The sequence below is a fragment of the Nonlabens marinus S1-08 genome (assembly GCF_000831385.1).
Lineage (GTDB): Bacteria > Bacteroidota > Bacteroidia > Flavobacteriales > Flavobacteriaceae > Nonlabens > Nonlabens marinus.
This window is the reverse complement of sequence record NZ_AP014548.1, coordinates 2,544,582-2,558,748: the sequence shown is the minus strand read 5'-3', so window position 1 is coordinate 2,558,748 and position 14,167 is coordinate 2,544,582. Positions and strand designations below refer to the sequence as shown.

The 14,167-nt window shown below is 38.8% G+C and carries 15 protein-coding genes; 5 read left to right on the top strand and 10 right to left on the bottom strand.

Annotated features, from left to right (window positions below):
• The first annotated feature begins 136 nt into the window (after positions 1–136).
• Positions 137–751 (top strand): hypothetical protein, encoded by a 615-nt coding sequence (locus NMS_RS11705; protein ID WP_041496952.1) that lies wholly within the window; start codon positions 137–139, stop codon positions 749–751.
• Here the strand turns inward: NMS_RS11705 and NMS_RS11700 are convergent.
• The 10 genes from NMS_RS11700 to NMS_RS11655 all read right to left on the bottom strand — a co-directional run bounded on the left by NMS_RS11700 (position 741) and on the right by NMS_RS11655 (position 8,523).
• Complete coding sequence (locus NMS_RS11700) at positions 741–1,331, bottom strand: pseudouridine synthase (protein WP_041496950.1); 591 nt, start codon at positions 1,329–1,331, stop codon at positions 741–743. The genes NMS_RS11705 and NMS_RS11700 overlap by 11 nt on opposite strands.
• A gap of 108 nt (positions 1,332–1,439) precedes the next feature.
• Positions 1,440–2,069, bottom strand: a complete 630-nt coding sequence (locus NMS_RS11695) for a carbonic anhydrase (RefSeq protein WP_041496948.1) — start codon at positions 2,067–2,069, stop codon at positions 1,440–1,442.
• A gap of 165 nt (positions 2,070–2,234) precedes the next feature.
• On the bottom strand, positions 2,235–3,068 hold the full coding sequence (locus tag NMS_RS11690; RefSeq protein ID WP_041496946.1) for an alpha/beta fold hydrolase: 834 nt from the start codon (positions 3,066–3,068) through the stop codon (positions 2,235–2,237).
• Positions 3,069–3,201: 133 nt separating this feature from the next.
• Positions 3,202–3,819, bottom strand: coding sequence for an L-threonylcarbamoyladenylate synthase (locus NMS_RS11685; protein ID WP_041496945.1), 618 nt, complete (start codon positions 3,817–3,819; stop codon positions 3,202–3,204).
• A gap of 2 nt (positions 3,820–3,821) precedes the next feature.
• On the bottom strand, positions 3,822–4,085 hold the full coding sequence (locus tag NMS_RS11680) for a hypothetical protein (protein ID WP_148311391.1): 264 nt from the start codon (positions 4,083–4,085) through the stop codon (positions 3,822–3,824).
• Between the two features lie 9 nt (positions 4,086–4,094).
• Complete coding sequence (locus NMS_RS11675) at positions 4,095–4,307, bottom strand: hypervirulence associated TUDOR domain-containing protein (protein ID WP_041496943.1); 213 nt, start codon at positions 4,305–4,307, stop codon at positions 4,095–4,097.
• Between the two features lie 113 nt (positions 4,308–4,420).
• Positions 4,421–5,794, bottom strand: a complete 1,374-nt coding sequence (locus tag NMS_RS11670; protein WP_041496941.1) for an aldehyde dehydrogenase — start codon at positions 5,792–5,794, stop codon at positions 4,421–4,423.
• On the bottom strand, positions 5,791–6,486 hold the full coding sequence (locus NMS_RS11665; protein ID WP_041496940.1) for an RluA family pseudouridine synthase: 696 nt from the start codon (positions 6,484–6,486) through the stop codon (positions 5,791–5,793). The genes NMS_RS11670 and NMS_RS11665 overlap by 4 nt, the downstream gene beginning before the upstream one ends.
• Positions 6,487–7,608, bottom strand: coding sequence for a hypothetical protein (locus NMS_RS11660; RefSeq protein ID WP_041496939.1), 1,122 nt, complete (start codon positions 7,606–7,608; stop codon positions 6,487–6,489). It abuts the gene before it with no gap.
• A gap of 21 nt (positions 7,609–7,629) precedes the next feature.
• Positions 7,630–8,523 carry a transporter gene (locus NMS_RS11655; protein ID WP_041496937.1) on the bottom strand — a complete coding sequence of 298 codons (894 nt, stop codon included), beginning with the start codon at positions 8,521–8,523 and terminating at the stop codon, positions 7,630–7,632.
• 83 nt (positions 8,524–8,606) lie between these two features.
• Here NMS_RS11655 and NMS_RS11650 point away from each other — a divergent pair, with 83 nt between their 5' ends.
• From NMS_RS11650 to NMS_RS11635, 4 genes are read left to right on the top strand one after another with little or no spacing between them, the layout of a single operon-like run.
• Complete coding sequence (locus tag NMS_RS11650) at positions 8,607–8,882, top strand: DUF4834 family protein (RefSeq protein WP_041496936.1); 276 nt, start codon at positions 8,607–8,609, stop codon at positions 8,880–8,882.
• 30 nt (positions 8,883–8,912) lie between these two features.
• Positions 8,913–11,402 (top strand): YfhO family protein, encoded by a 2,490-nt coding sequence (locus NMS_RS11645; RefSeq protein WP_041496935.1) that lies wholly within the window; start codon positions 8,913–8,915, stop codon positions 11,400–11,402.
• On the top strand, positions 11,403–12,686 hold the full coding sequence (locus NMS_RS11640) for a glycosyltransferase family protein (RefSeq protein WP_041496933.1): 1,284 nt from the start codon (positions 11,403–11,405) through the stop codon (positions 12,684–12,686). It abuts the gene before it with no gap.
• Positions 12,686–14,155, top strand: a complete 1,470-nt coding sequence (locus NMS_RS11635; protein ID WP_041496932.1) for a polysaccharide biosynthesis C-terminal domain-containing protein — start codon at positions 12,686–12,688, stop codon at positions 14,153–14,155. The genes NMS_RS11640 and NMS_RS11635 overlap by 1 nt, the downstream gene beginning before the upstream one ends.
• The last annotated feature ends 12 nt before the right edge of the window (positions 14,156–14,167 follow it).

Here is a 14,167-nt window from a genome sequence, read left to right as displayed (position 1 = left end):
TCTTTTAAAAAGTTCGCTTTCGCGAAAGCGAACTTTTTAAAGCCTTAACGCAACTAATTCAACTATTTAGAGTCTTAGATGATAAAAGTTTTTGTTCACAAAATCAGTTGGGCAAGGAAATTGCTACATTTAAGGTATGAAAAACGGGTTAAAACTTCTCTTATTCTTGTTGAGTTTGACTGCGTATGCGCAGGAAACGCCGCGTACTTCAACAGTCAAAGTGAATCCTGTACCCCAAACTGAAGAAGGTGGGTCTTTATTATTTCCTAAAAAAGAGAAAGAAATAACGCCATTTTTTTCTAGAAGTAGTGAGCGACCTGCGGTGAGTATGCGTACCGATAGTGATTTACTAGATCCAGGAGTTCAATTTAAGCAACAAAAATTCTTTGCAGATAATGGCAATGCCATAGGATTTAGAAGCGACACGTTTCTTGGCGAAATTCGTACGGGTGAAAGTGTATTAGAAATGGTATGTCGAGATCATCAGTTTGAAGATGGCGACTTAGTTCGAGTGTGGCTTGATGGACAAATTATCGTAGATCAAATTTATTTGCGCAATGTTTTTCAAGGTTTTGCGATCAACCTGAACCCTGGTTTTAATAAACTAGAAATAGAAGCTTTGAATCAAGGATCCTCGGGCCCTAATACCGCAGAGTTTAAAGTAATGAATAAAAAGGGCGAGATTATTTCAAAAAACGTTTGGAATTTAGCTTCTGGAGTCAAAGCGACCATGATCATCATCAAGAGCTGATATTCTCAAGTCTTGCCTTCAATCTTATAATCTCTCCACATTTCATCCCCTCAAAGGAATAGTTTCCTATTCTAGCTCGAGCCAGTCTCAAAGTAGGATAACCTACTGCACTAGTCATTTTACGAACTTGTCTAAACTTACCTTCATTTAGTACGATAGAGATCCAACTGGTGGGTCCATGTCTATCATCTCTGATCTTCTGATCCGTTTGAGGTAGTTTAGGAATGTTCACTAGCTGTTTGACCTCACAAGGCTTGGTTCTATAAGTTTTGCCGTTAACACTTATATCCACTCCTTGTCTTAAAGTTAGGATAGCCTCTTCAGTTATGCTCCCGTCTACTTGAGCATAATACTCTTTATTAAATTTGCCTGAATTGTTGACTTGGTGACTCAATTTGCCATCTGTTGTTATAAGCAGCAAACCTTCGCTAGTCTCATCAAGTCTACCTACAGCCATAACTCCCTCAGGGAAGTCAGCTAATTCTCCTAAGAAACGCTTCCTTTTTTGATGTCGGTCATTAGTCACAAACTGACTGACCATTTTATACGGCTTGTAAATCAAAAAATGTTGATGTTCCATCAAAGTAAGATCAATTGTTGTCGAGGCTGTTTATGGTGTATATCTTCTTCAATAAAAAACGCCCTTTGTGTTTACAGAGGGCGCTCTATTAATTGCTACTAAAAAAAATTAATCGAGATGATAAATCTCCATGATGTCTTTTAAAATAGATTCAAAATCAATTTTGAGATCGATAAGTTTACCAGTGGCTAAGTCAAAAACCCAACCGTGAACGGTAATACCACGATCTCTAAAGGCAAGCTGTACATCGCTGGTTTTAAGAACATTGATACATTGTTCCTGAACATTAAGTTCTATGAGTCTCTTGTATCTATCTTCTTCATTTTTGATACCATTCAACTCTTCCTTGTGCATACGGTATACGTCACGTATATTTCTTAAATATGGATTCAAAATCCCAAGATCTTGAGATTGCATAGCGGCTTTAACACCTCCACAACCATAATGTCCACAAACAACTACATGATCTACTTTCAAATGAGTCACTGCATAGTTAATAACACCCATTGCAGTCAAGTCCAGATTAGAAGCCATATTTGCAATATTTCTATGTACAAAAACTTCTCCAGGACCTAAGCCCATGATTTCTTCAGCAGTTGCCCGGCTGTCAGAGCAACCTATGTATAGGATATCAGGATCCTGACCAGAAGCTAGTTTGTCAAAGTATTTATCATCTACAGCCAGTTTGGACTGTATCCACTCTTTATTGTTTTCAAAAATTTTATCGATATTTTTCATAGGTTATTAGTTTTATTACAAAATACAATCAAATCAACTTTTTGTAAAAGGATTAAGTAAAAATTTGATAAAAAATATCAAAAATATTTAATTAAAAGCATGCTATAGAAAAAACACCCCATAAAATCGATAGATTTTAAGGGGTGTTTTTTCAATTGTCACTGTTTATTTTAAAAAGTCAATGATTGCCTTATTCAATTCTTCAGTATGAGTTAAGAATAAGCCATGAGGAGCATCCTTGAACATGTGCAATTTTGAATCTTTTACTAATTCATGTCCTTGCTTTGAAGTAGGGGCAGGAGGCACAATCTGATCTGCATCACCATGTATGAACAAAGTAGGTACATCGATCTTTTTCATCGCATCTCTAAGGTCTGTTTTACCAAACGCATCAATGCAATCTAAAGTTCCTTTAGGCGAAGCACTCACGGCAATAGAAAAACTATGGTCTAACATTCCCTGAGAAACTTTGTCCTTATGATCTTTATAATTGACAAAATCTTTACCAAATCCTTTCAAGAACCCAGCTCGATCTTTACTAACATTCGCTTTCATATCTTCAAAAACCTCTTCAGGAACTCCTTCTTTATTATCATCTGTCTTGAGCATATAAGGAGCTATAGAACTTATGAAAATCAAGTTTGAAATATGATGAGTTCCAAACATTTCCACATATTTGCCTAATTCACCGCCGCCCATTGAAAAGCCTACGAGAGTGACATTTTCAAGACTTAGCTTTTTTATCAAACTGTGCAGGTCCTCTGCCATACTTTCATAGGTATAACCATCATACGGTCTTGAAGATTTACCAAAACCTCGACGATCATAAGTAATAACACGATGTCCCGCTTCAATCAACGCAGGTACTTGATATTCCCACATATCACCACTTAAAGGCCACCCGTGAATTAAGATGATGGGTTTTCCCATTCCGTAGTCTTCATAATAGATGGATATATTGGACTCGTTATTTGCAGTTGTTTTTTCTAAGTAAGGCATTTTTTAATTTTAAGTTTTACCTAATATAGCCGTATCTCCAAGTTCAAATATGTAAAGCTTTGTGAATTTGCTTTTATTTAAACATAAAAAAGCCTCTAAAAATAGAGGCTTGCTAGTATCTTAAGACTGGGGATTAAAGTTCTGTGCTTCCTTTTCCTTCTCGTATCAATGTAGGTTCAGGAGTGGTCAAATCAATTACTGTAGATCCTATATTCCCTCCAAATCCAGCATCAATAACTATGTCTACTAATTTGTCCCATTTCTCTGCAATCAAACTAGGGTCTGTGGTATATTCCAACACTTCATCATCGTCCTTAATAGAGGTTGAAATAATAGGATTACCTAACTCTTTTACTAAACCAATGGCGATGGCATTATCTGGAACGCGTATACCTACCGTTTTTTTCTTTTTGAATATTCCAGGTAAATTGTTGTTTCCTGATAGAATGAACGTATACGGCCCAGGCAAATTACGCTTCAAAAGCTTGAAAGTTCCAGAATCGATTTGACTGGTATAATCGCTCAAATTGCTTAAGCTATCACAAATAAAGGAAAAGTTGGCTTTGTCTGATTTTACTCCTTTGATGCGAGCGATCTTTTCAATAGCTTCCTTATTTGTAATGTCGCAACCTAGTCCATAAACAGTATCTGTTGGGTAAATGACTAATGCACCTTCTTTCATAGCTTTTGCAATCCTGCGCAGCTGTTTTTGGTCGGTTTTTTCTTCGTAAAGTTTGATGATTTCTGCCATAATTAAGATCGGTTAAGTATGAAATCCAGTGGCATAAATAGCACACCGGCGATAATTATAAAAATTAAAATCTTTATCCAAAGAGGCAAAGTGGTATCAGGCTCAGCAGATACCCTTTCGTACTCGCGACTGCCATCCTTGCGCACCTTAATAGCCATACGATCTCCAGAATCTGAAAATTGTTGAAATCCATAAATCACTAATCCTACCACTGTGGATAGAATCAAGAATTCAGTCATTCCGCTATAAATTAGGGTATTGCTCATTCTCTTATTTTAGTCTACTCTTTCTACTTCACTTTCCAGCTTCAATACAGCATCGCCATCTTCTTGTTTAATATACAACGCTTTATTGCCTTCTTCACCTTCACGAGTAACCTCATTTCCTTTGATGGTTCGAGTCACTTTTTTGACAAAGGTGGATTGAACCGTTCCTTCAGCCGTCCCATTTCCCCAGCTCCATTTTACTTTGGTTCCTTCTTTGATCATGACTTTTTGTTTTAAAGATAAAGGAAGTTCGCTTTCGCGAAAGCGAAATAACATCAACTTAACCTTTTATTTGCAAGCTGGGGAACCTAGTATGAAAAGCTATTAAACCTATTTCAAATCCAGCGAAAAGCTTTTTTTACCAGCGAAAGACTTATCGTGTAAGGTGGGTATTTTAACGGAATGTCAAGCCAAGTGCCGCGGTACACAACACTTTTATAGTGGCTGAAGGTTTCAAAAGTTTTCTTGCCATGATAACTGCCTATCCCGCTGGTCCCCACACCACCGAAGGGCAATTTCTCATTCAAAAATTGAACGATACTATCGTTAACCGCTCCACCACCAAATGAAAATCTATTGATAAACCAACGGCTAAAATCTTTATCGCCAGTATACACATATGCCCCTAAGGGTTTGTCATAACTAGTGATCCATTGCTCTACCTCTGCCTTGTTTTGATAGGAAATAAGAGGAAGTAAGGGACCAAAAATCTCGTCTTGCATCACTTTACTTTCTCGGCTAGGTTCATCCAGCAAGGTAGGAGCTATGTAGAGATCAGACTTGTCATGAGTGCCACCAGTAATTACTTGTGAGTCCTCCATCATTTCCAGTAATGCCTCAAAATGTTTCTCTCTTATCAAACGTGGATAATCCGCAGATTCCTTAGGATTTTCCCCAAAAAAATCAGTGATCGTCTCTTTGAGTAAGCGTACCAAGTCATTTTTCACAGACTCATGTACTAGAATATAATCTGGCGCTATACAAGTCTGCCCACTATTGAGGAACTTTGCCCATACAATGCGTTTTGCACACACCTTCAAATTTGCACTTTCATGAACTACCGCTGGATTTTTACCGCCTAATTCTAAAGTTACAGGTGTCAAATGTTTTGCAGCAGCTTCATAAATTTTTTGACCAACGCCAGGGCTGCCGGTAAAAAAGATATAGTCCCATTTGAGCGCGGTTAACTCTTGTGCAGTCTCACCATCACCTAAAACAACAGTCACGTGATTCGCTTCAAAACTTTCTTTACATATCTCTTTTAATATATCACTGGTGGCAGTGGAAAATTCGCTGGGTTTTAAAACCACTGTATTTCCAGCCGCAATAGCTCCTATCAAGGGCGACATTGCTAATTGAAAAGGGTAATTCCATGGCGAGATGATAAGTGTATTTCCATAAGGCTCCGGGTGTCTTCTTGCCTTAGAAGGGAAGTTAAGTAGGGTGGAGCTCACCTTTTGAGGTCGGGCCCACTTGGCTGTGTTTTTTATGTATCTATCCAACTCCGCCATCACGGTTTGAAATTCAGATACGTAGGATTCGAATTCGCTTTTACGCAAATCGGCCTTCAAGGCTTCGTATACCTTTTGTTCTCTTTCTAGTAAAACTTTTTTTAACTTTTCTAAGGCCTTGATACGGTAAGAAAAATCAAAGGTGATTCTTTTCTTGAAAAAATCGAGTTGTAGCTGGTGTACTTGTTTAGGTGTCATAAATTCTTATCAATAGCATTCCAGATGGCGTCATGAACTGGAACCGGTGCCGTAAATGTTACGGGTTCCTTGCGCACTGGATGTATGAAAGATAAGGATCTTGCGTGTAAATGTATGCTCGCATCCTTGTTACTGCGTCTCGCACCATATTTCAAATCTCCTTTTATAGCAAAGCCTATTTTGCTTAGCTGTGAGCGTATTTGGTGGTGCCTGCCTGTTTCTAATTTTATTTCTAGCAGGCTGTAATTGTCCATACGTTGGAGCAATTGGTAATGCAGTGTCGCCTTTTTTGAGTTAGGAACTTCATGATCGTGGGCGTAGCTTTTATTTTGCTTAGGGTTGCGCACTAGGTAATGAGTCAAACTTTCTTTATCCTTTGTCACATGTCCTTCTACAACAGCCCAGTAGATCTTCTCTGTATCACGATCAGAGAATAGTTTATTCATGCGCGTCAATGCTTTAGAAGTACGCGCAAACACCACAGCGCCAGAGGTTGGTCGATCTAACCGATGGGTAACGCCTAGATAGACGGCTCTAGGTTTATCGTATTTCACTGCTATGTACTCTTTGATGAGATCAGGAAGAATGGAGTCACCAGTTTTATCGCCTTGAACAAGATCGCCAGAAAGTTTATTGACTGCAATCAAGTGATTGTCTTCAAACAGGATGCGAGATGGGTCTAGTTTGTCCACTTAAAGGTCTTTACGGTAGATGCGTCTGCGTTTGTGCAACGTCGGATCATAATCTTTCCATAGGGCTTGAACCGCGATGTTATCTTCTAATTCTGGATTAGTTTCACAAACTTCAATCCCGTAATTCATGAAATTCTGAGTCACATTGCGGAACATCATTGCGGTGACGCCTTTACCTTGTAATCGCGGATGAATACCTATCAAATAGAATGCTGCGCGAGTATTCTTCTTTTTGGCTTTTAATAAATGAAGAAATCCTAAAGGGAATAATTTACCATTTGCTTTTTGTAAAGCTTCAGAAAATGAAGGCATAGTAATCGCAAAGGCGACTAATTTACCATCCTTGTCCACCACACATTCTAAAAAGTCTGGATTGATGAAAGGCAAGTATTTCTCCCGGTACAAGTCAATTTGATATTGCTGTATAGGTACATAAGTGACCAGTTTTGAATAGGTTTGGTTGAGCAATTCAAACATGTCATCCACATACGGCTCTACTTCTTTGATATTTTTGAACTTGAGTTGGGTCAACTCGTACCGCTTAGCGATCAAATCGGCAAATTTGTGGAATCTTTCAGGAATCGGGTTAGGAGGAATGAATTTGAACTCTACCCATTCAGCGCTTTTTACAAAGCCTAATTGTTCCATATGCTCTTTGTAGTAGGGATGATTGTACCATGTGATCATGGTGGCTACCTCGTCAAATCCCTCCACTAATAATCCTGCTTTATCCATTTGGGTAAAACCAACAGGACCTTCCATGTACTCAAGGTTGTTTTCTTTGCCTATTTTGGCCACTTCTGCCAGCAACGCCTTTGTCACCTCAATATCATCGACCATATCCATCCACCCAAAACGCATCTTAGGCTTACCTTGATCATTTACTTCTAGATGATTAATGATAGCAGCGATACGTCCGACTATTTCGCTTTCGCGAAAAGCGAGAAACATCCAGCAATCTGCATTTTGAAAGACTTGGTTTTTTTCTGGGTCAAAATTATCCACTTCATCTTTAATGATGGAAGGGACGAAATAGGGGTTGTTTTTGTAAAGATCCATGGGGAACTTCACAAATTGTTTAATATCCTTTTTATTTGATATACGTTTTACGGTAATACTCATGAATGCTATTCTAGGGTAGGTTTATTGAGCTGGTACTGGATCTTTATGAAAATCTAGGCGGTAGCTCATGCCAAAATTCACTTGGTAAAAACTAGGTGTATCCTTAAAATTTACCGCGGCACTTGCGTCTACTTGCCAGTTGCGGTTGATCAGATAGGCACCGCCAGCGCGGGCTATATCATCGCTATAAAAATCAGAAATCAGAGTTTGAAACTCACCAAATGCGGCCCACTTTGAGTTGATACTATGGGTGAGTGTAAATATGCCTTCATAAGAAGGAAAGTCAGTCGAGACCCTGTCAGCTATTATGTTTGTGACAAATACCCAAGGTCCAAAATTGTTTTGGGTAATCAACTCAAGACGCGGAGAGATTTTAGAATCTGAGGGTGGAGTCAGTGAATTGACATCACTAAAGTCAAAATTAGCCCCTGCAAATATGGAAACCGCAGGAACTAAATCTCTTAATTTGAGTCTGCGGTTATCCTTGTAGCTGTATAAGTTGACCTTGCGTTCTCCCCATTTTTTAATAGGATCAAAAATTAAATATTTTGCGCCTATCGTACTGCGAGAAAAATTTGAAAAAGTACTTTCAATAGGTCCAAAACCTTGATTCACAGTCTCATCAACACTATTAAAGGTTCCAAAGTAAGAGAGCTCTAATTCTTCTAGTAAAAAACCATAACGTATCTGAAAAGCTAGACCTTTAATATCACGTTGGTAATTCAGCAAATCGTGCTCTTCACTGCGATATAAAGCAGATCCTTCTACCTGAATCACATTTGTACCTACTGAAAAGGCACCTTGTGATTGCCCTGGATTATTAGTGTTTATAGTTTCTGTATACTGTCCGTAAGCCGTGAGGTGCGAACCAAGTAATGCAAAACACAGCATTACGATTAGTTTATTGAGTTTCATAGGATCGAATGAAAACCAAATTTAAGATTTATTAAAGAGTATGAAACGGGTAGGACACTAATTTTATAGCAAATTATAAGTCATTGAAATTACTACAGGCCATTCTTATTATTATTGGTGTTTATCTCGCCGTTAGATTATTACTCAAATATTATGGTAAATCTATCCTATCATGGGCAGGACGCAAGGCTATGCAACGAGTACAAAAGCAGTTCCATAAACAACAAAATACGTCTAGCGACAGTCCTTTTACAAACGGAAAAACGCAAGTAAATACTCCTAATTCAAAGTCTACTTCTAGACAAAAGAATCCTAAGAAAACAGTAGGCGAGTACGTCGACTATGAAGAAATTGATTAATTTTCGATTTCAAACCATTCTGACTTTTTAATGCGCATTTCATTTAAAAAAATTGCTCCGCATATTGTGGTGCTATTGATTTTCATCATTGCTTCCTTAGCCTATTTCTTCCCAGTTCTTAGCGGTAAAAAATTGTATCAAAATGATATCGTACAGTACAAGGGTAATGCCCGGCAACTTATTGAAAATAGAGAAACTACCGGTGAAGAAATTTACTGGACTGATGCAGCATTTGGTGGAATGCCTACTTACCAATTAGGGGCACGCTATGAATATGATTTTATAGATCAACTGGATCGCACCATCCGATTCCTACCTAGACCAGCGGACTACCTATTTCTTTATTTTTTCAGTTTTTACATTCTCATGCTAGTGTTGCGTGTCAACTGGAAAATAGCTCTATTAGGTGCTTTCGCGTTTGGTTTTTCGACTTATTTAGTGATCATTTTAGGAGTGGGACATAATGCGAAAGCGCATGCCATTGCATATTTCCCATTAGTCTTAAGTGGACTTATTCTAGTATTTCAAAGAAAATACCTGTGGGGAGGTATCTTAACCGCGGTTGCAATGGCCCTGGAACTTCAAGCTAATCATCCACAAATGACGTATTACCTGCTTATTGCAGCTGTTGTGATGGGGATCGCTTACTTTATTGACGCTGTAAAACGAGGTGTCTTACCACACTATTTCAAAGCAGTAGGAATCATGATTGCTGCTGTCTTGTTAGCATTAGGAACGAATGCTGGTAATTTGTTAGCCACACAAGAATACAGCAAGGAAAGTACACGTGGACCTTCAGAACTCACTATAAACGCTCAAGGCGGAAACGTGGAATCCACAAACGGATTAGACTACGACTATATCACTCAATACAGCTATGGTATTGCAGAAAGCTGGAATCTGATCATTCCAAGATTTGCTGGCGGTGGGAGCGGAGCACGTCCAGATGAAGATTCCAATACTGTTCAATTCATCATGGACACTTATGGAGCTCCTAAATCAGAAGCCTTAGAATTTGTTCAGCAAAGTGTTCCTCTTTATTGGGGTGCTCAACCAATTGTAGAAGCACCAGCTTACATAGGTATCACTGTATTTTTCCTAGCTGTTTTGGCGCTATTTCTAATTAAAGGAAGACTCAAATGGTGGACCGTCGGTGCTACTATTGTAGCGCTTTTATTATCCTACGGTAAAAACCTTGATTTTCTTACCCAGTTCTTTGTAGACTATGTGCCGTTGTACTCCAAATTCCGTGCGATTACTTCTATTCAGGTAATTATTGAGCTGTGTATACCTATTTTGGCTATGGTTGGATTGTATCAGGTATTCAATGGAGCTAGAGATAAGGAAGATAAATTCAAAGCACTAAAATTTTCAGGAATTGGGTTAGGCGCAGTCCTACTTATTCTAGCGCTATTTGGGAATCAAATTTTTGATTTTGCTGGTCTCTATGATAATTCCTATCGGGATAGTGAGCAATTGGGTCCTCGATTCGTAGATGCTTTGCGACAAGACCGATTTGAAGTGATGCAAGCAGATGCTTTTCGCTCCTTGCTTTATGTAGGATTGATAGTCGCTGCTTTATGGCTGTATTTGAAATCTAAGTTCTCTGAAAATTTAATATTGGTAGCTTTAGGAGTATTGATACTGGTAGATCTAGTCGGATTTGATCAAAACTTTATTACCTATTCAGATACTCCACTGGAGCAAAGCAATTTTGTTTTCCCAAGAGATTATGACCAGCCTTTTTTACCTACATCAGCTGACCGAGTTATTAGCGAGGATGAAGGTTTCTATAGAGTGTATGATTTGCTAGTAGATCCATTCAACTCTGGTCGCGGTCCTTACTTTCATAGATCATTAGGCGGGTACCATGGGGCAAAACCTAAACGCATTGAAGATCTCGCAGACTTCTATCTGAGAGAGGACAATGGCGCATTCATTCCGGGAATAAATGAGCAGAATCACGAGATTCTTAACATGTTCAACGTGAAGTATATCTTGACGGCTGATGAGATGCAGGTTCAAGTCACTGAGAATCCTGAAAACTTAGGTCCAGCTTGGTTTGTTAATAAGGTAGAAACAGTACCAAACGCTGACCAAGAAATCTTAGCATTAAAAAAGCTAGATGGTAAAAATTTAGCGATCATTCAACAAGATCAGAAAGACTATATAGGTCTAGGTGAAATTGCTCAGGACAGTACTGCCGCGATAACTTTAGAGAGTTTCTCACCAGAGAAACTAGTATATACCTCAACTAGTTCTCAACCTGGGCTTACCGTTTTTTCTGAGGCTTATTATCCATATGGATGGAAAGCCACCATTGATGGTAACGAGGTTCCCATTGCTAAAGTCAACTATGCATTAAGAGGTTTGAACGTGTCTCCAGGAGAGCACGAGATTGTTTTTACTTTTGAACCTGAAGTAGTTGCCACAGGTAACGCGGTAATGCTGGCAAGTAATATACTACTAGGGTTGCTGATCTTAGGATCTGCTGTGTTTTGGTATCGTAAAAATCGATAATTGAAAAAAAACATCTTTATTGTCACTTATTATTGGCCTCCCGCTGGTGGGCCAGGAGTACAACGATGGTTGAAATTTGTAAAGTACCTGTCTAAAGATGATTTTGACATTCATGTAGTGATTCCTGAGAATCCAGATTATCCCAGTATTGACGATTCTCTAATGGGAGAAATTCCAGAGGATATCACCATGATTAAAGTACACATCCAGGAGCCTAGTCGTGCGCTCAAGAAACTTTTTGGAACTAAAACTAAAAAGCTGCAACGTGGTTTCATAGAGAAGTCTCCTGGTGCTTTAGAAAAGATATTGCTTTGGATACGTGGGAATATGTTTATCCCAGATGCACGTAAGGCATGGGCTGACAAGGTGATGCAACGACTTGAGAATGATTCCGCTTTCGCGAAAGCGGATACCCTCATCACTACGGGACCACCACATTCTGTGCACTTGACTGGATTGTGGCTTAAAAATCACCCATCCTTGTCCCACATCAAATGGCTAGCAGATTTCCGTGATCCATGGACCACTATAGGTTACCACAAGGATTTGAAACTGACCAAAGCCGCTGCAAAAAAACATTTGCAACTAGAAACACAAGTGTTGCAAACCGCTGATCAAATTATAGTAACAAGCCCTTCTACTAAAGCAGAATTCTCTAATAAAACAAAGAAGTCCATTACAGTTATTACTAATGGTTATGATATGAAAACTAATAGCAGTAAGGCTCCTGACGGCAAGTTTACCTTGAGCCACATAGGGACCTTGCTGGCAGATCGCGATCCATTGATGTTGTGGAAAACGCTAAGCGAATTAGTAACAGAGGATCCAGAGTTCAGTCAAGATTTTGAATTGCAATTAGCCGGAAACGTGAGTAAAACAGTTATTTCCTCTATTAAAGTAGCTGGATTAGGTTCGCACTTGAAATTACTGGGTTATGTGGATCATGATCACGCAGTTCAATTGATGTTTGAAAGCCAGGTGTTATTACTTATTGAAATAAACAGTTTGATGACTAAGGCGATCATACCAGGAAAACTATTTGAATACCTCGCGAGTCGTCGGCCTATTATCGGCATCGGCCCTGAAGATTCTGACATAGAGCAAATACTTAAAGAAACCGATGCAGGACATTATTTTACCTATGATGGCGCAAACCTAAAGCAACAAATCAGGCAGTTTTATCAATCCTATAAAAAAGAAAAGTTAGAGGGTAATTCTAGTGATATCTCAAAGTATCATAGAAAGCAATTGACTCAACAATTAGTTGATCTTCTAAATAGCTGATGGGAATAGTCATAAAGCATAGCAGTTGGAATCTAGTGATTACAGGCATAGGCTTTGTGCTAGGAGCGGTCAACGTTTTAGTACTGGCAACCGCGTATTTGAGTGATGATTACTATGGACTGTGGAATTATATTCTAAGTACTTCGTTTTTGCTTTTTCCATTAATGTCATTTGGACTTCACAACACCATCGTCAAATATTACAGCACTTTTGAAACGGATCGTCAACGGAATAATTTTCTAACCCAGATGCTGTTTTGGCCGTTAGTAGGAGCGATACCTATTTTTGGTCTAGTCTATTGGTTTTATGAGGATTTGAAAATGCTTATTACAACTACCAATCCTATGGTAGGGGACTATCTGTGGCCCATTCTTTTGATTGCTGTCTTTCAAGCTTATTTTGAAATATTTTATGCGTGGACAAAGGTGTATTTGAAAACCATCGAAGGCAACTTTTTAAAGGAGGTATTTTATAGAGCTGCCGCAACTGTGGCATTGTTACTTGTTGTATTTGATATAATAAGTCAGGTACAATTTATCCAAAGCCTGATTTTGATTTATTTTTTGCGCATGCTGTTGATGGGCATTCTGGCATGGCGCACTTATGCTCCTAAATTTGTTTTTTATAAATTGGAAGCTGGTCGTGAGTTGCTATGGTATTCTACACTTATGGTTGTTGCGGGTAGTGTAGGAACCGCCCTGATTGACTTAGATAAAAACATGCTCAACCAGTATATGGACATAGCAAACATAAGCTACTATGGGGTTGCTGGATTTATCGCGACAGTTATTGCCATACCAGCTAGAGGAATGGCTCAAATCATGCACCCTTTAACAGCGGGTTATTTTAATGCGGGTCACCTGGATAAAGTAGAAAATTTATACAAACGCAGCTCCCTGAATCTTACTATCGTCTCGGGACTTTTACTTGTACTAATCGTATGTAATGTTAACGAGTTTTATCAGCTGCTTCCAGCGGAATTTGCGGTGGCGATTCCTGTGGTGTTTCTAATATGCTTGGTTAAATTCACAGAGAATCTGTTGGGTAGTAATAATGCGATTCTCTACAATACTAATCTTTATCAATTCACGCTTTGGTTAGGCTTGGGACTTGCACTAGTAGCTTGGGGTTTGAACATGTGGTTGATCCCAGCTTATGGTTTGTTAGGTGCTGCAGTGGCTACTTGTATATCTTATGTGGTTTACGCTTTCGCGAAAGCGTACTACGTCCAGCTTAAACTTAAGATCCATCCTTGGACTTCGCAGACAGGAATTAGTTTACTGGTCATGGGAGTCCTTACGGTTGTATTTTATCCTTGGGATTTCCATTGGAACGTTTTGGTCAACATAGGTTTAAAAAGTTCTCTGATAACAGCAGCATTTAGTTTGATTGTATACCGACTGAAATTATCTAAGGAGATTAATGAAGCTGTACATTCATTTTTACGCAAAAGAAAACGCCTTCCTTAAAAAGAAAGACGT